The 16,331-nt window shown below is 71.5% G+C and carries 13 protein-coding genes; 5 read left to right on the top strand and 8 right to left on the bottom strand.

Annotated features, from left to right (window positions below; all coding sequences use genetic code 11):
- Positions 1–3 precede the first annotated feature (3 nt).
- Genes AC1RRS_RS23650 through AC1RRS_RS23640 form a run of 3 tightly spaced genes read right to left on the bottom strand, consistent with a single transcriptional unit; the run spans position 4 to position 3,157 of the window.
- A complete protein-coding gene (locus AC1RRS_RS23650) occupies positions 4–264 on the bottom strand; it encodes an Hpt domain-containing protein (protein WP_492857330.1) in 261 nt (86 codons plus the stop codon).
- Positions 261–641, bottom strand: a complete 381-nt coding sequence (locus AC1RRS_RS23645) for a response regulator (RefSeq protein WP_110119282.1) — start codon at positions 639–641, stop codon at positions 261–263. The genes AC1RRS_RS23650 and AC1RRS_RS23645 overlap by 4 nt, the downstream gene beginning before the upstream one ends.
- The gene (locus AC1RRS_RS23640) at positions 638–3,157 is read right to left on the bottom strand and encodes a CHASE3 domain-containing protein (protein WP_492857329.1); all 2,520 of its coding nucleotides are present in this window, start codon (positions 3,155–3,157) and stop codon (positions 638–640) included. The genes AC1RRS_RS23645 and AC1RRS_RS23640 overlap by 4 nt, the downstream gene beginning before the upstream one ends.
- A gap of 184 nt (positions 3,158–3,341) precedes the next feature.
- On the opposite strand from AC1RRS_RS23640, the gene AC1RRS_RS23635 reads away from it, so the two are divergent.
- The 3 genes from AC1RRS_RS23635 to AC1RRS_RS23625 are packed head-to-tail and all read left to right on the top strand — an operon-like array spanning position 3,342 to position 6,313.
- Complete coding sequence (locus tag AC1RRS_RS23635) at positions 3,342–4,934, top strand: fatty acid--CoA ligase (protein WP_492857383.1); 1,593 nt, start codon at positions 3,342–3,344, stop codon at positions 4,932–4,934.
- Positions 4,934–5,827: an oxygenase MpaB family protein gene (locus tag AC1RRS_RS23630; protein WP_492857328.1), complete on the top strand. Its 894-nt coding sequence runs from the start codon at positions 4,934–4,936 to the stop codon at positions 5,825–5,827. The genes AC1RRS_RS23635 and AC1RRS_RS23630 overlap by 1 nt, the downstream gene beginning before the upstream one ends.
- Positions 5,828–5,872: 45 nt before the next feature.
- On the top strand, positions 5,873–6,313 hold the full coding sequence (locus tag AC1RRS_RS23625) for a hypothetical protein (RefSeq protein WP_492857327.1): 441 nt from the start codon (positions 5,873–5,875) through the stop codon (positions 6,311–6,313).
- 125 nt (positions 6,314–6,438) lie between these two features.
- Here the strand turns inward: AC1RRS_RS23625 and AC1RRS_RS23620 are convergent, their stop codons facing one another.
- The 3 genes from AC1RRS_RS23620 to AC1RRS_RS23610 all read right to left on the bottom strand — a co-directional run bounded on the left by AC1RRS_RS23620 (position 6,439) and on the right by AC1RRS_RS23610 (position 10,414).
- Complete coding sequence (locus tag AC1RRS_RS23620) at positions 6,439–7,776, bottom strand: GntP family permease (protein WP_492857326.1); 1,338 nt, start codon at positions 7,774–7,776, stop codon at positions 6,439–6,441.
- On the bottom strand, positions 7,773–10,079 hold the full coding sequence (locus AC1RRS_RS23615; RefSeq protein WP_492857325.1) for a glycoside hydrolase family 3 N-terminal domain-containing protein: 2,307 nt from the start codon (positions 10,077–10,079) through the stop codon (positions 7,773–7,775). Before AC1RRS_RS23615 ends, AC1RRS_RS23620 begins: the two co-directional genes overlap by 4 nt.
- A 110-nt stretch (positions 10,080–10,189) precedes the next feature.
- On the bottom strand, positions 10,190–10,414 hold the full coding sequence (locus AC1RRS_RS23610; RefSeq protein ID WP_492857323.1) for a hypothetical protein: 225 nt from the start codon (positions 10,412–10,414) through the stop codon (positions 10,190–10,192).
- 143 nt (positions 10,415–10,557) lie between these two features.
- Between AC1RRS_RS23610 and AC1RRS_RS23605 the strand changes: the two genes are divergently transcribed.
- Positions 10,558–12,843: a glycoside hydrolase family 3 N-terminal domain-containing protein gene (locus AC1RRS_RS23605; protein ID WP_492857322.1), complete on the top strand. Its 2,286-nt coding sequence runs from the start codon at positions 10,558–10,560 to the stop codon at positions 12,841–12,843.
- A gap of 62 nt (positions 12,844–12,905) precedes the next feature.
- Here AC1RRS_RS23605 and AC1RRS_RS23600 read toward each other — a convergent pair whose 3' ends face one another.
- Positions 12,906–13,580, bottom strand: coding sequence for an aspartyl/asparaginyl beta-hydroxylase domain-containing protein (locus AC1RRS_RS23600; protein ID WP_492857321.1), 675 nt, complete (start codon positions 13,578–13,580; stop codon positions 12,906–12,908).
- 56 nt (positions 13,581–13,636) lie between these two features.
- Here AC1RRS_RS23600 and AC1RRS_RS23595 point away from each other — a divergent pair, with 56 nt between their 5' ends.
- Entirely contained in the window at positions 13,637–14,806 is a 1,170-nt protein-coding gene (locus AC1RRS_RS23595) for an aspartyl beta-hydroxylase (RefSeq protein ID WP_492857320.1), read from the top strand.
- A 105-nt stretch (positions 14,807–14,911) separates the two neighbouring features.
- Here AC1RRS_RS23595 and AC1RRS_RS23590 read toward each other — a convergent pair whose 3' ends face one another.
- On the bottom strand, positions 14,912–16,330 hold the full coding sequence (locus tag AC1RRS_RS23590; protein WP_492857319.1) for an efflux transporter outer membrane subunit: 1,419 nt from the start codon (positions 16,328–16,330) through the stop codon (positions 14,912–14,914).
- Between the last annotated feature and the right edge of the window lies 1 nt (position 16,331).

Raw genomic sequence — 16,331 nt, 5'->3', positions numbered from 1 at the left:
GGGCTAGGCTTCCAGGCCTTCCAGCGCCGAAATCAGCGCGGAAAACGCCTCCGGCGGGGCGTCGCCCTGGGCCAGTAGCAGGTCGTCCAGTTCTCGGGCCAGTTCGGTGACCTCGCCATAGCCGAACACGCCCGCCGCGCCGGCCAGGCGGTGGACGACGTAGTGGCGGTCCTTGATCGAGGCCTCGTCCGAGCGCAGCAGCGCCAGGTCCTGCGCCGCGCGGGCGAGGAACTTGGCGCGCAGCGGGGCGAGGGGGTCGTTCATCGCGCCAGGATCGCCCGCACGTCCTGGGCCAAGGTCATCGGGTCGAAGGGCTTGGTGATGACGTCGGCCGCGCCGAAGCCCAGCAGGCGGGCGCGCTCCTCGGCCTGGGCGCGGGCGGTGATGAAGATCACCGGCGCGCCGTCGAGGTCGCCCCGTTCGCGCAGCCTGGCCAGCACGGCCGGGCCGTCCATGTCGGGCATCATCACGTCCAGCAGCACCACGTCGGGGCGCCAGGCGTCGCGGTCGAGCATGGCGAAGGCCTCGGCGCCGCCGTCGGCGGCCCGCACCTCGATGCCCGGATCCAGCTCCAGCGAGAAGGTCGCCACCTCGCGGATGTCGGCCTCGTCGTCGACGTAAAGGAGCTTCAGGTCGGTCATCGGCGTCTCTTGGAATCGGCGTCCGCGGCGAGCTTGCGCACAGTTCGGGCCAGCTGGTCCAGAGTGGTCTTGGACTTGGTCAGCACCGCGTCGACCGAGGCCGCCAGGGCCTTGTCCTCGATGGGCTGGGCCGAGAACACGATGACCGGAACCGGATCGTCGCCGTCGTGCAGATCGCCCAGCAGCTCCACGCCGTTGCCGTCGCCGAGGCCGAGATCGAGGATCACCACGTCGGGCCTGGCCAGCGACAGGGCGGCGCGTCCGGTCCGCACGCTGTCGGCGTGGCGGACGGTGCAGCGGTCCAGCAGGGCGTCGCGGACCACGGCGTGGACGTCGCGGTCGTCCTCGACGTGCAGCACGTCGATGCGTCGGGTGTCGGCATGGCCGTTGACGGCGCGATGGACGGCGGTGCGCAGGCGCTCCAGGTCGATCGGCTTCTGCAGCCAGTCGACCACGTCCAGCGCCTCGCCCCGGCCCTCGGCGGCCTCGGCCGAGATCACCAGGGCGGGGATGTCGCGGGTGTTGGCGTCGGCGCGCAGGCGGCGCAGCAAGTCGAGGCCGCTGCCGTCGGGCAGGCGCACGTCGGTGACGAAGGCGTCGAAGCCGCCGATCTCCAGCACCGCCCGGGCCGAGGCCACGTCGCCGACGGTGTGCACCCGCACCCCGGCCTCGCGCAGGGCCTGGGACAGGATCTCGGCGATGTCGGGATCGTCCTCGCACAGCAGGACGCGGGCGCCGCCGTCGCTCGCCTCGATCGTCCTGGGGCGGGTCTCGACGGTCGCCAGCTCGAACTGGAAGGTCGCGCCCTGGCCGGGCTCGGACTCGAACCACAGCCGGCCGCCGTGGCGCTGGACGATCTCGCGCGAGATGGCCAGGCCCAGGCCCGTGCCGCCCTTGGCGCGGGTGTCGGAGGCGTCGGCCTGGGCGAACTTCGAGAAGATGCGGTCGCGGAAGGCCTCGGGCACGCCGGCCCCGTGGTCGCGGACGCAGAAGCGTAGCAGGTCGGGACGCGGGGCGTAGACCCTGACCTCGACCACCCCGTCGGGCGGTGAGAACTTGGCGGCGTTCGACAGCAGGTTGGCGGCCACCTGGGTCAGGCGGTCGGCGTCGCCGCGCACCGGCGGCAGGTTCGGCGCGACGTCGAGCTTGAAGGCCACGCCCATCTGGCCGCCGAGCCCGCCCATGCCGTCCACCGCCCGCTGGGCCAGCTCGCCGAGGTCGAGCGGGCGGAGGTCGAACTCCATCTGGCCGGATTCGATCTTCTCGATGTCGAGGATGTCGTTGATCAGCCGCACCAGCCGCTGGCAGTTGCTGTGGGCGATGCCGAGCAGGCGCGCGGCGCGTTCGGGCAGGGCGCCGGCCGCCCCGCCGACCAGCAGGCCCAGCGACCCGGCGATCGAGGTCAGGGGCGTGCGCAGCTCGTGGCTGACGGTCGAGACGAACTCGGCCTTCAGCTTCTCCACCCGGCGGCGCTCGGAGATGTCGCGCACCGAGGCGGTGATGCGCTCGCCCTCGGGCAGGCGGACGAGGCCGATCGAGGCTTCGACGGGGAAGGTGCTCCCATCGGTGCGGTAAGCGACGAACTCGCGCAGCACGCCTTTGGACAGGTCGTCGCCGCCGGCCAGGTGCTGGACGAACAGCTGGCCGCGGTCGGGCAGGTCCACGAACTGCGACAGCGCCCGGCGGACCAAGGTTTCGCGCGGCAGGCCGAACATGGTCTCGGCGGCCTTGTTGACCGTCTCGATGGTGCCGCTGGGATTGAGGGTGATGACGGCGTCCTGGGCGTTGTCGAGGATGGCGTCCAGCCGCCCGGCCGTGGCCTGGGCCACGGTGAACAGCTGCTGGCGGGCGCGGATCTGGCGCGACAGCAGGATGAAGGCGGCCAGCAGGAACACCACCAGCACCGCGAACAGGGTCTGGGTCAGGCGTTCGGTGCGCAGGGTCAGGGCGTCGTTGGCGGCGATCCGGCGGTCGAGGGCGGCCTTGTCGGAGGCCTGGAGCTCGCGGGTGACGAGGCGGATCTCGTCCATGATCACCTTGCCCTTGCCGCTGGAGATCAGGGTGCGGGCCGCGTCGTGCCCCTGCTCGCGGCGCAGGCGGATGCCCTCGGCCATCGTCTTTTGCTTCTGCTCGATCAGGGCTTCGAGGCGATCGAAGACCGGATCGTCGTTGGCGATCAGGTCGCCGACGTCTCGTTGGCGAAGAGCGCGCAGCGAGGCAAGCTGGCTGGGCAGGCGGCGCTGGGCGGCGTCGTAGGGCTCCAGGAACCGATCCTGGCCGGTGATGACGAAGCCGCGCTGGCCGGTCTCGGCGTCCTGCATCAGCGAGAACACCGTCTGCAGTTGCATGCGCTGTTCGTAGGAGTGGTCGACCGCGTCGCGCAGCATGCGGCCGCGGGTGAACTCGCGCTGGATCTCCCAGGTGGTCAGCAGCAGCAGCAGCGGCGCGACCACCAGGCCCAGGATGACCGAGATCAGCAGGCCGCGCTGCTCGCGGCGCAGGAGGAAGCTGGTCATGGGTGTGCTTTTCCTCGCGGCTTTCGAGTCACAGCTTACGGCCGGTCGCGGGGACGACTCAACGCGCCATTCCACCGGTCTTCGACTCGGCCCCTCCACCCGACGTTGACTTACCCGGGGTCACGCCGAAAACCATGTTCTTCGAACGGCCGCGTCAGACGGCTTCACCGGGAGAGCAGCGATGATCCAGGACGCCGTCGATTTCGCTCGCATGCCGACGCTGGGCGACGTGCCCCGCTATCACGCCCAGGTGCGGCCCGACGCCGTGGCCTTCGCCTTCGAGGGGCGCGAGACCAGCTTCGCCCAGCTCGACCGCCGCACCAACCAGGTGGCCCGCGCCCTGATCGCCGAGGGGCTGAAGCCCGGCGACCGCATCGCCTATGTCGGCAAGAACAGCGACAGCTATTTCGAGTTGCTGCTCGGCGCCGCCAAGGCCGGGGTGGTGATGGCCCCGGTCGGCTGGCGCCTGGCCCCGGCCGAGATCGCCTACATCGTCGCCGACACCGAGGCGAAGATGGTCTTCGTCGGCCGCGAGCTGGTCGAGCACGTGGGCGAGGTGGCCAAGCTGCTGGCCGGACCCCAGCCGCCCGTGGTGGCGATGGAAGGCGGCGGCGACCTGCCGGCCTTCCCCGCCTGGCGCGACGCCCAGGATGACGCCGATCCCGCCGTGCCGCTGCGCCCCTCCGACGTGGTGCTGCAGCTCTACACCTCGGGCACGACGGGCAAGCCCAAGGGCGCGATGCTGACCCACGACAACCTGCTGGCCATGCGCAAGGCCGCCGCCGAACAGACGGCGATGCCCTGGAACGTCTGGGGTCCCGACGACGTCAGCCTGGTGGCCATGCCGGTGGCCCATATCGGCGGCACCGGCTGGGGGCTGGTGGGCCTGTTCAACGGGGCCAAGGGCGTGGTGGCGCGGGAGTTCGATCCCTTCAAGGTGCTGGACTTCATCGAGCACGACCGGGTGTCGAAGATGTTCCTTGTGCCGGCCGCCCTGCAGATCGTCGTGCGCCTGCCCCGGGCCCGCCAGATCGACTATTCGCGGCTGAGCTACATTCTCTATGGCGCCGCGCCGATCCCGCTAGATCTGCTGCGCGAGAGCATCGAGGTGTTCGGCTGCGGCTTCGTCCAGCAGTACGGCATGACCGAGACCACCGGCACGGTGGTCTATCTGCCGCCGGAAGACCACGACCCGGCCGGCAACACCCGCATGCGCTCGGCCGGCCTGCCGATGCCGGGCGTCGAACTTCGCATCCTCGACGAGGCCGGGCGCGTTCTGCCCGCGAACACCGTCGGAGAGATCGCCGTGCGCAGCGCCTCGAACATGGCCGGCTACTGGAAGCTGGACGCGGCCACCGCCGCGACCATCGACGCCGACGGCTGGCTGCGCACCGGCGACGCCGGCTATCTGGACGACGACGGCTACCTCTTCATCCACGACCGGGTGAAGGACATGATCGTCTCCGGCGGCGAGAACATCTATCCGGCCGAGGTGGAAAGCGCCGTCTACGGCCATCCGCACGTGGCCGAGGTGGCGGTGATCGGCGTGCCCGACGACAAGTGGGGCGAGGCGGTCAAGGCGGTGGTCGCGCCCAAGCCCGGGATCACGCCCGACGCCGAGGACATCATCGCCTTCGCCCGCACGCGGATCGCGCACTTCAAGGCCCCCAAGAGCGTGGACTTCGTCGAGGCCTTGCCGCGCAACGCCTCGGGCAAGATCCTGCGCCGCCAACTGCGCGAGCCCTACTGGGTCGGGCGCGAACGACGGGTGAACTGATGGCCGATCCCCTTTCGCGGGCCGCCGCGCGACTGCTGACGCCGGACGGGGGACCGGCGATCGACTTCTCCGCCCCGCCGGGCGCGGCCGCCCTGATCGCGCCGGACTCGGTGTCATGGCGGGTGTTCAAGAACCCGGTGTCGCTGTTCGTCGGCGGCATCACCGCGGTGCTGCTGGAGCTGGCGGAGCCCCGCGTGCGCTCGGGCGTCTGGGACCATTCCAGCTTCAAGGCCGAGCCCCTGAAGCGCCTCAAGCGCACGGGTCTCGCGGCCATGGTCACGGTCTATGGTCCGCGCGAGACGGCCGAGAAGATGATCGCCGGCGTGGTGCGCATGCACGGCCATGTGACGGGGGAAACGCCGGGCGGCGTCGCCTACCAGGCCAACGACCCGGTGCTGCTCGACTGGGTGCAGGCCACCGCCAGCTTCGGTTTCATCGAGGCCTATCACGCCTACGCCCACGCCCTGACGGCGGCCGAGCGCGACGCCGCCTTCGCCGAGGCCGCCCCCGGCGCGCGGCTCTACGGCGCGACCGGGGCCCCGACCAGCGAGGCCGAATGGAAGCGGCAGATGGCCCTGATGCTGCCCAGCCTGGAGCCCTCGGACATCGTCTTTGAGTTCCTCCACATCATGACGGCCACGCCGCTGCTGCCGGGGCCGCTGCGGCTGATCCAGAAGCCGCTGGTGCGGGCGGCCGTGGCGATCACCCCGGTCGAGGTGCGCGCGCGGCTGGGCCTGGGCGAGACCTGGCAGCTGAACGGCGTCGAGCGGCGCCTGGTGCGCCTGGCCGGGGCCAGCGCCGACAAGGTGCCGATCAAGGGCTCGCCGGCCGTCGAGTCCTCGCGGCGCATGGGCCTGCCGGACGACTATCTCTATCGCCGCCGGGCCGCCTGAGGCAGTCTCGTCCCCAGAAGAAAACCATGACCTGGGGAGGGCATGATGAGCCAGATCAAGAGCAAGACGCCTTGGCACCTGTGGCTGGTGGGCGCGGTCGCGGTGCTGTTCAATTCCGTCGGCGTCTTCGACTTCGTGATGAGCATGGCGCAGGGGCCGGCCTACATGGCCAGCGCCGGCATGACCCAGGCCCAGATCGATCACTACCAGCGGATGCCGGGCTGGATGACCGCTGTATGGGCGATCGGCGTGTTCGGGGCCTTCGCCGCCTCGGTGCTGATCCTGCTGCGTAACAGGCTGTCTGCGCCGGTGTTCGCCGCGTCGCTGGCGGCCTTCCTGCTGAGCCTCGTCTACACCTACGTGCTGAGTGACGGCGGCAAGGTGATGGGCCAGCAGATGGCCGTCACCAGCGCGGTGATCGCCGTGCTGCTGGCGCTGTTCATGCTCTACGCCGGCTGGCAGGCGCGACGGGGCGTGCTGCATTGAAGCACGCCCTTCACCCGTAAAATCCCCGCGAAAGCGGGGACCCAGGTGTTTTATCGTCGAGCGCCACGCGTTTCAGAAAAAGCCTGGACCCCCGCTTTCGCGGGGGTTTTACGGTGGAGGGAGCGTCACACCAGCGCCGACGCCAAGGCCGCCGCCGCGAAAGCCACGAGCCCCGCCATCGTCGAGGCCACCGTCCAGCTCCTGAACGTCTCGGTCTCCGACAGGCCCAGGTACTGGCCGACCAGCCAGAACCCCGCGTCGTTGACGTGGCTGACCACGGTCGCGCCCGCGCCGATGCCGATCACCACCAGGGCGACCTGGTTGGCGTCCAGGCCCGCCGCCGTCGCCAGCGGGGCGGCGAGGCCGGCGGCGGCGACCATGGCCACCGTGGCCGAGCCCTGGGCGATGCGCATGATCGCCGCGATCAGAAAGCCGAAGACCAGCGGGGAGAGCCGGGCGCCCTCGACGGCGGCGGTCAGATGGGCGCCGGCGCCGCTGTCGATCAGCACCTGCTTGAAGGCCGCCCCGGCCCCGATGACCAGGGCGATGGCTCCGGCCGGCTCCAGCGCCCGGCCGGCGATGACCAGCAGCCGCTGCCGCTCGACGCCGCGTCGGCGCAGCAGCACCCAGGCGTAGCCGCAGGCCACGGCCAGGGCGACGAACGGGTGGCCGAAGAACTCCAGCCCCGTTCGGACCGGTCCCTGCGGCAGGGCGGCGTGGGCCACGGCGCCGGCGACGATCAGGACGAGCGGCGCCAGCATGCCGACCAGGGCCGGCCACAGGCCGATCAGGACGTCGGCGGCGCCGTCGTCCGCTACCGGAGAGGTCTCCGGCGCGACGTAGGATCCCTTGCGGAAAGCGGCCAGGGCGTAGAGCGGGCCTGCGACCAGCACGGCCGGGATCCCGCAGGCCAGGCCCCAGAGAGCGATGCGGCCATAGTCGGCGTGCAGCAGTTCGGCGGCGGCGACTGGGCCGGGATGCGGCGGCAGCAGGCCGTGCATCACCGCCAGGCCCGCCAGCACCGGCAGGGCGACGAAGGCCACGGCCTTGCCCGAGCGCTGGGCCACGCCCAGCATCAGCGGGGCCAGGATGATCAGGGCGACGTCGAAGAAGAGGGGAATGCCCACCAGGATCCCGATCGTCGCCAGGGCCCAGGGCGCGCGCCGCACGCCGAAGCGGTCGAGCAGGGCGCGGGCCATGACGCCGACCCCGCCGCCGGCTTCCAGGAGGGCGCCGAAGATCGAGCCCAGGCCCAGGATCACCGCCACGAACCCCAGGGCCTCGCCCGCGCCCTTCTTCACCGAAGCCAGCACGCTGACCGGCTCGGCCCCGAAGGCGATCCCGGCGGCGATGGCGGTCAGCAACAAGGCGAAGAAGGCCGGCAGGCGCAGTTTCAGCGTGGCGAACACCACCAGGGCCACCCCGGCGGCGACGACCAGCAGGGTCCAGAGCGGGCCGCTCACGCTACGCTCACGGGCGTCAGGATCGCCGTCGCCGGATCGCGGCCCTTGCCGGGCGCGGTGATGGTGAAGGCCCCGCGCAGGCGGATGTCGGCCGATGACGAGCCGATCATCACCTCGACCTTGCCGGCCTCGATCACCCAGCCCGTCGGGCTCCAGATCGCCAGCTGGGCGGGCGACAGGGTGAAGGCGATGCGCTTCTTCTCGCCGGGCCCCAGGGTCACACGGATGAAGCCGCGCAGCTCCTTGACCGGCCGGGCGACGCTGGCGACCGGGTCGCGCACATAGAGCTGCACCACCTCGTCGGCGGCGACCGAGCCGGTGTTGGCCACGGTCAGGGCGATCTTCACCGCGCCGCCGGGGGCGACGGTCTCGCGGTCGAGCGCCAGGTCGGAATAGGCGAAGGGCGCGTAGCTCAGGCCATGGCCGAACGGAAACAGCGGGCCGATGTCGACGTCGTGGTAGCGGGCGGTGTCCTTGGCCAGATCCGGATCGGCCGGGCGGCCGCTGGGCGTGTGGGCGTAGAAGGTCGGCGACTGGCCCGTGGCGCGCGGGAAGCCGACCGGCAGGCGGCCGCCGGGGGCTGCCTTGCCGAACAGGATGTCGGCCAGGGCCGGCCCCGCCTCGACGCCGAGGAACCATGTCGCCAGCACCGCCGGCGCCTTCTCCAGCACCTCGGGCGCGACCAGTGGACGGCCTGACGGCAGCAGCACGACCACGGGCTTGCCGGTCGCCAGCACGGCGCGGGCCAGGGCGCTTTGCGCGCCGGGCAGCGACAGGTCCGAGCGGCTGCGGGACTCGCCGCTGTGGTCGAAGTCCTCGCCGACCATCAGCAGCACGAGGTCGGCGGCCCTGGCGGCCTCGACGGCGGCGGGGATGCCGCTTTCATCAAGACTGCGCGGCGAGGCGCCGGCGACATGGACGATCTCGGTTCCCGCCGGGGCCGCGGCTTGCAGGGCGGGCAGCAGCGGGGCGACGTCGGCGGCCTGGCCGCGCGCCTTCCATGAGCCGAGCTGCGAGAGGTTGTCGGTCGCCAGGGCGCCGATGACGGCGATCTTCTTCTTGGCGGGGGCGATGGGCAGCAGGCCGCCGTCGTTCTTCAGCAGCACCACGGCCTTGCGCGCCGCCTCGCGGGCGATGGCGCGGTGCGGCGGGCTGAGGAACACCGTCTTCTCTCGCTCGACATCGCCGAAGCGGTAGGGGTCGTCGAACAAACCGAGCCGCATCTTGGCGGTCAGGATCCGGATCACGGCCTGGTCGAGCAGGGGAGCCAGCGACGGATCGGCGGCGATCGCGGTCTTCAGGTGGGCGGCGTAGACGCCGCTGGCCATGTCCATGTCGACCCCGGCCTTCAGGGCCAGGGCGGCGGCCTGGACCGGGGTCTCGGCGATCCCGTGGTTGATCAGTTCGAGGATGGCGTTCCAGTCGCTGACCACCAGGCCCGGCCAGGTCCACTGGGTCTTCAGAACGCCGCGCACCAGGGCGGCGTTGGCGGTGGTCGGCGCGCCGTTCAGGTCGTTGAAGGCGGTCATCATCGTGCCCGCGCCGGCTTTCGCGGCGGCGTGAAACGGCGGCAGATAGACCTCGTTCAGCGTGCGGTCCGAAAGCTCGGCGGCGTCGTAGTCGCGCCCGCCGGCCGCCGCGCCATAGGCCCCGAAGTGCTTGGCGCAGGCCAGGATGGAGTCCTTGCTCGACAGGCCTTCGCCCTGGAAGCCGCGCACCTGGGCCGTCGCCATCACCGAGCCGAGATAGGGGTCCTCGCCGGCCCCCTCGACGATGCGGCCCCAGCGCGGGTCGCGGGCGATGTCGACCATCGGGGCGAAGGTCCAGTGCAGGCCGCTGACCGCCGTCTCCACCGCCGCCATCCGCGCCGTCGCCCGCACGATCTCCGGATCGAAGGTCGCCGCCATGGCCAGGGGCACGGGGTAGAGGGTGCGAAAGCCGTGCACCACGTCGATGGCGAACAGCAGCGGAATCTTCAGCCGCGACTCCTCGACCGCCGTGCGTTGCAGCTCGCGCAGGAACGCCGCCCCGGCCACGTGCAGGTACGAGCCGACCCCGCCCTTGCGGACGAGGTCCAGCGCCGTGGCGTCGATCTTGGAATTGAGCGCCTTCTGCCGCCCGCCGGCCGGCTGGTGGGTCTGGCCGATCTTCTCGTCGAGGGTCATCTGCTTCAGCAGCGACCGGACGCGAGCCTCCTGGTCGGCGGCGAGGGCGGGGAGGGCGGGGGCGAGGCCCAGCGCGGCGGCGGCCAGCAGGGCGCGGCGGCTGGGTCCTTGGGCGCTGTTTGCCTGGGCGTCGTGCATGGGCCTCCCTCGATCGTCGAATGCGGTCGTTGGGCTGGGAGAGCACTATGCTTTGACAACGCTGTCAACGAAGTTGTGGCGACCGAGCGCCTCAACCCTTCGGCGACGCCTCAGGCCTCGCCCTGATGCTTGACGTGACCCTCGCTGACCTCGGTGCGGGAGAACACCTCTTCCTGGCCGTCGAGCAGCAGCTCCTCGGCGGCGACGTGGTCGCGTTCGGCCTCTTCGAGCACCTGGCGCAGGGCCTCGACCTCGGTGTCGGCCTCGACCAGCACGCTGCGCAGGGGGGCGTGGCCTTCGCCCAGTCGGATCTCGATGCGCCATTGGGCGGTCATGGTCGTGTCTCCCTTCAGCCAGACTGATAACGCAAGCGGACGGTTCAAGTTCGGAATGGGCTCGCCTGGCAGGTTGCGAGGCGTTGCGCGGCGGGCCGTCCTCGGCGAGGTTGCCCGCCGAAAGGTCAGTCGGAAGGGATTCTATGGATCGGCGTGAGGCGCGGCTTGAAGGGATCAGCCGTCGCGGACTGATGGCGGGCGGCGCCGGGATCGCGGGGCTGGCCCTGGCCGGCAAGGCGGCGGCGCAAGGCCGGGGCTCTGATCGCGTCGAGGCGCTGATCGCCCAGATGACCATCGAGGAGAAGGCCGGGCAGCTGTCCTGCTACGCCGACATGATCCGCCCGCCGGTGGGCGACATGAACCCGGCGGTGAACCTGCGCAACACCCAGCAGCTGCTGGCAGAGACCCGGGCGGGCAAGATCGGCACGCTGATGAACGGCGTCGGCGTCGAGGGCGCCCTGCTGGCCCAGACGGCGGCGGTGGAGCATTCGCGGCTGGGGATCCCGCTGCTGCTGGCGGCCGACGTCATCCACGGCTTCAAGACCGTCTATCCGATCCCGCTGGCCGAGGCGGCGTCCTTCGACCCGCCGCTGGCCGAGCGGACCGCCCGCGCGGCCGCGCAGGAGGCCACGGCCCACGGCCTGCATTGGACCTTCGCGCCGATGGTCGACGTGGCCCGCGACGAGCGCTGGGGCCGGGTGGCCGAGGGCTCGGGCGAGGATGTGTTCTTGGGCGAGGCGCTGGCCCAGGCCCGGGTGCGCGGCTTCCAGGGACCGGACCTGAAGTCGCCGGATTCGATGCTGGCCTGCGCCAAGCACTTCGCCGCCTACGGCGCGGTGGCCGCGGGCATGGACTACAACACCGTCGAGATCTCCGAGGCGACGCTGCGGGAGGTGCACCTGCCGCCGTTCCAGGCCGCCTTCGAGGCCGGGTGCCTGACGGCCATGTCGGCCTTCAACGACATCAACGGCGTGCCGGCCACGGCCAACAAGGCCCTGCTGACCGACCTGCTGCGCGGCGAGTGGAAGTTCCGCGGCGTGGTGATCTCCGACTACACCGCCGACCAGGAGCTGGTGGCCCACGGTTACGCCGCCGATGACCGCGACGCCGCGCGGCTGGCGATCCTGGCCGGCGTCGACATCAGCATGCAGAGCGGGCTCTACAGCCGCTACCTGCCCGAGCTGGTGGCCAGCGGCGCGGTGCCGATCGCGGTGGTCGACCAGGCCGTGCGCCGGGTGCTGATGCTGAAGGAGGCCATCGGCCTGTTCGATCAGCCGTTCCGCTCGATCGACCCCAAGGCCCAGGCCGCCCGCACGGCGACGCCGCAGATGCGCGCCCTCAGCCGCGAGGCCGGCGGCCGCTCGATCGTGCTGCTGAAGAACGACGGGAACCTCTTGCCGCTGCCGCGATCGGGCAAGCGCATCGCCCTGATCGGCCCCTTCGCCGAGGACCGCGACAACATCCTGGGACCGTGGGCCTTCTTCGGCGACAAGAGCCTGGGCGTGGATCTGGCCTCCGGCTTCCGCCAGGCGCTGGAGGATCCGAACCTCCTGCGCACCGCCAAGGGCTGCGAGGTCGAGGCCTCGATCCGCGGCGGGATCGAGGCGGCCGTGGCCGCGGCCCAGAGCGCCGACATCGTCGTGCTGGCGATCGGCGAGGGCCAGAACATGTCGGGCGAGGCCCAATCGCGCACCGACATCGGCGTTCCGCGACCCCAGATGCTGCTGGCCGAGGCCGTGGCCGCCGTCGGCAAGCCCACCGTCGTGCTGCTGCGTCACGGCCGGGCCCTGGTGCTGGACGGGGCGGTCAAGAACGCCCCGGCGATCCTGGCCACCTGGTTCCTGGGCACCGAGACCGGCCACGCCGTGGCCGACGTGGTGTTCGGGACGGTGAACCCCTCGGGCCGCCTGCCGGTCAGCTTTCCGTACGAGAGCGGCCAGCAGCCCTACGCCTACAATCACCGCACCACGGGTCGCCCCGCGCCCGCCGACAGCGAGATCCAGGAGTACAAGGCCCGCTGGCGGACGGTGAAGAACGAGGCGCTCTATCCGTTCGGCCACGGGCTTTCCTACACGACCTTCGCCCTGTCGGACCTGAAGCTGTCGACGACCAGCCTGGCCTGGAACGAGCCGCTGCGGATCACCGCCAAGGTGAAGAACACCGGCAAGCTGGCCGGGACCCACGTGGTGCAGCTCTATGTCCGCGACCGGGTGGCCAGCCGCACGCGGCCGGTGCGCGAGCTCAAGCGCTTCACGCGGGTGGACTTGAGGCCCGGCGAGACCCGGGAGGTGACCTTCGTCCTGCAGCGCGGGAGCCTGGCCTTCTACGGCGAGAACGGCTGGATCGCCGAGCCGGGGCTGTTCGACCTGTGGGTGGCCAACAGCTCGGTGGACGGGCTGAACGCGCAGTTCACGTTGCTGGGGGCGTAGCCAGGATCCTTCTTCCCTTGCGGGAGAAGGTGGCGACCGAAGGTCGACGGATGAGGGGTCTCTCAGACCTCGACGACCGCGCCTGGTCGGTCGGCTGTCGCAGCGGAGAGGGCTTTCGACCCCTCACCCGACCCGCTGCGCGGGCCACCCTCTCCCGCAAGGGGAGAGGGGAGCGGTTGCGCGAACAACCCCCGCACCCAGTCGTCGACCCGGCCGTCGATGACCAGGTGCACGCGGTCTTCCGTCCCGCGGTTGGCGACGCTGTGGGGGTCGGAGAGCTTGAGGTACCAGGCGCTGCCGGCTTCCATGACCACGCGGCGGTCGTTGAGGCGGAAGTCGACGTCGGGGTTGGTGACGACCGGCACGTGGAAGCGCACGTGGGTCGACTCGGCGTCGAGCTCGAGGTCGGTGTGGGTCTTGATCACCGAGCCGGCCGCCAGCTTCATCAGCCGGGCGCTGGTGACCGGCATCGGGAAGGCGGCGATCACCTCGCGGAAATAGGGGCAGGGGGCCAGGAACGGGGTGTCCTCGAACTCCGTGGCCTCGGGGTCGGAATAGATCATCATCACCGGATGGGTCGCGCCGGCCTTGCTGCGCAGGGGGATGACGCTCCAGTCGCCCTCGTAGTTCTGCTTCACGAAGTGGGCGATCCAGTCGGTGGAGGCGGCCAGGGTCTCGAGGTCCGCGCGCAGCCGGCCGGGATCGAAGGTCAGCGGCAGGCGAAGGCGGTCTGGCAATCTCATCGCCCGAGCCTATTGTGCCGCTTCTCAACCGACAAGGGCCGGGTCCAGGCGTGCAACTTCCAGAGGGCGAGGCCCTGATCGAGCGCCTGCTCAGCGAGCCGGGCGCCTGCGCGGACCTGGCGGGGCTGTTTCGCGATGCGGATTTCAGCGCGGCTTTGGAGAGGCTCGCCGCTGACTGGGGCCTGGCTTCGCCGGACGCCGTCGCCAGCGAGCGCCTGGAACAGCGGCTGTTCGTGCACCGCCCCGTCGCCCCGCCGGCCGGTTGGCTGCCGATCGCCGTCGCCCCGGGCGAGGACGCGGTCGACTGGGCCTTCTTCGGGGCGCGGCGGCTGACGGAGTCGTTCTTCGGCGAGAGCCTGCCGCCGGTGCGCTCCTCGCCCCTGAACCGCTTCCTGCGCCTGCGCACGCCGCTGGCGGCGCTGGAGGGACTGGCGGGACCGGCGCCGGACGGCCTCGTCTTCCACATGTCACGCTGCGGCTCGACCCTGGTGGGGCGGATGCTGGGCGCGGCGCAGGGCTCGACCGTGCTGTCGGAGGCCGCGCCGATCGACGCGGTGGTCCGTTCCGGGCTGCCGTGGGCGCGGCGGGTCGTGCTGTTGCGCGGCGTGGTCGCCGCCCTGGGGCGTCCGCGCGGCGCAGGCGATGCGCGGCTGTTCCTCAAGCTCGACTGCTGGCACGCGATGACGTTCGACCTGTTCCGCGAGGCCTTCCCGCGAACGCCGTGGGTCCACCTGCACCGCGCGCCGGAGGAGGTGCTGGTCTCGCATGCCCGGGACGTGGGCATGCAGATGGTCCCGCAGGTGGTGGCGCCGTCGGTGTTCGGCCTGGACGAGCCGGCCGTTCCCGACGCCGACTATCGCGCGCGGGTGCTGGCGGCGATCGGCGAGGCGATGCTGGCGGCCAAGGCGCGCGACGGGGCGGGGCTGCTGATCGGCTACGAGGCGCTGCCGGCGGCGGTGGCCGAGCGGATCCTGCCGCACTTTGGCTGGACGCCGACCAAGGAAGAGGCCGAGGCGATCGGCGCGGCCGCGGCGATCGACGCCAAGGCGGCCGGCCGGGTCTTCCGTCCTGACGGGGCGGGCAAGCGCGCGGAGGTGGATGTCGCGATCCGGACGGCCTGCGTCCGCTGGCTCGACAGCCTGCATGAGCGGCTGGAGGCAGGATCGATTGGAAATGAAGGGGAAGGGGTGGAAGGGGCGCGCCTGGGATTGGGGGGGTGACGCGCCCCTTCCTGGTCGCGACGTGTCCGGGGGTGGCCGCCGCGATCAACCCCGCACCGTCGCGCGGGGGTCTGGTGGGGGAGGGCCGAAGCCCTCCCCTTTGACTCAGGCCTTCGGAGCGCCGCTTTGGGGGGCGCCGCCGCCGAGGACCTTGTAGAGCGTGACCAGGTTGCTGGCGCGGGCCAGGCGCGCGTTGATCAGGCCCTGCTGGGCCGAATACTGCGTGCGCTGGGCGTCCAGCAGGGTCAGGGAGCTGTCCACGCCGCGGTCGTAGCGCAGCTTGGTCAGGCGCGCGGTGTCGGCGGCGGCGGCGGCCAGGCGTTCCTGGGCGGCCAGGCGGTCGCCGATGGTCGCCTGGGTCGCCAGGGCGTCGGCCACCTCGCGGAAGGCCGTCTGCACGGTCTTCTCGTAGGTCGCCACCGCGATCTTCTGGCTGGCCTTGGCGCCGTCCAGATTGGCCTTGTTGGCCCCGCCGGCGAAGATCGGCAGGGTGATGCTGGGCGCGAAGCTCCAGGCCTTGCCGCCGCTCTTGAACAGGTCGCCCAGGTCGGTGCTGGCGCTGCCGTACGAACCCGTCAGGCTGATCTGCGGGAAGAAGGCCGCGCGGGCCGCGCCGATGTTGGCTTCCGCCCCCATCAGGCTGTGCTCGGCCGACAGCACGTCCGGACGGCGGGTCAGCACGTCGGACGGCACGCCCGCCGGCAGATCGGGGAGGATCTGCGCGGTGATCAGGCCGCCGGCCGGCAGCAGGTCGGCCGGCACGTCGGTCCCGGCCAGCAGGCGCAGGGCGTTCTTGTCCTGCTCGACCTGGGCCGTGTAGGTCGCCACGTCCGAACGGGCGGTCTCGGCCAGGGTCTGCGAGGTGCGCAGGTCGATCTGCGAGACGGCGCCGGCGTCGAACTGGCGCTGGGTGAGGGCAAGGCTGTCCTCGCGGCTCTTCAGCGTGTCCTTGGCCAGGGCCAGCAGATCCTGGTCGGCGGCCAGGGTCAGCCAGGCGTTGGCCGTCTCGGCGATCAGGCTGATCTGGGTCGCGCGGGCGGTCTCGGCCGTCGACAGATAGCTCTGCAGGGCGACGTTCGACAGGCTGCGGACCCGGCCGAACAGGTCGACCTCGTAGGAGGTGACGCCGATGCCGGCCGAATAGGCCTCGACCTCGAGCGCCGAACCGGTCTGCGAGGTCGCCGCCGGGGTGTGGCTGCGGGTCTCGCTGAGCGAGGCGTTGACGCCCGGCAGCAGGTCGGCGCGCTGGACGCGGTAGGTCGCCCGGGCCTTGTCGATGTTGAGCACCGCGACCCGAAGGTCGCGGTTGTTGGCGAGCGCCAGCTCGATCGTCCCCGCCAGGCGGGGATCCTCGAAGACCTGTTTCCAGGCCAGGTCGCCGGCGCTCACGCTCGAACCGTTGGCCGAAGCCGTCGGCCAGGTGGTGGCGACCGGCAGGGCCGGACGCTCGTGCGGGGGAGCCAGGGTGCAGGCGGAAAGCGCGCTCGCCGCCAGCAGGGTGAGGGTCAGGTTACGAAGCAGCATC

It is taken from the genome of Caulobacter sp. GW821-FHT12A07 (assembly GCF_058807655.1).
The sequence above is the reverse complement of the archived record's forward strand: the minus strand, read 5'-3'. Positions and strand labels throughout refer to the sequence as shown.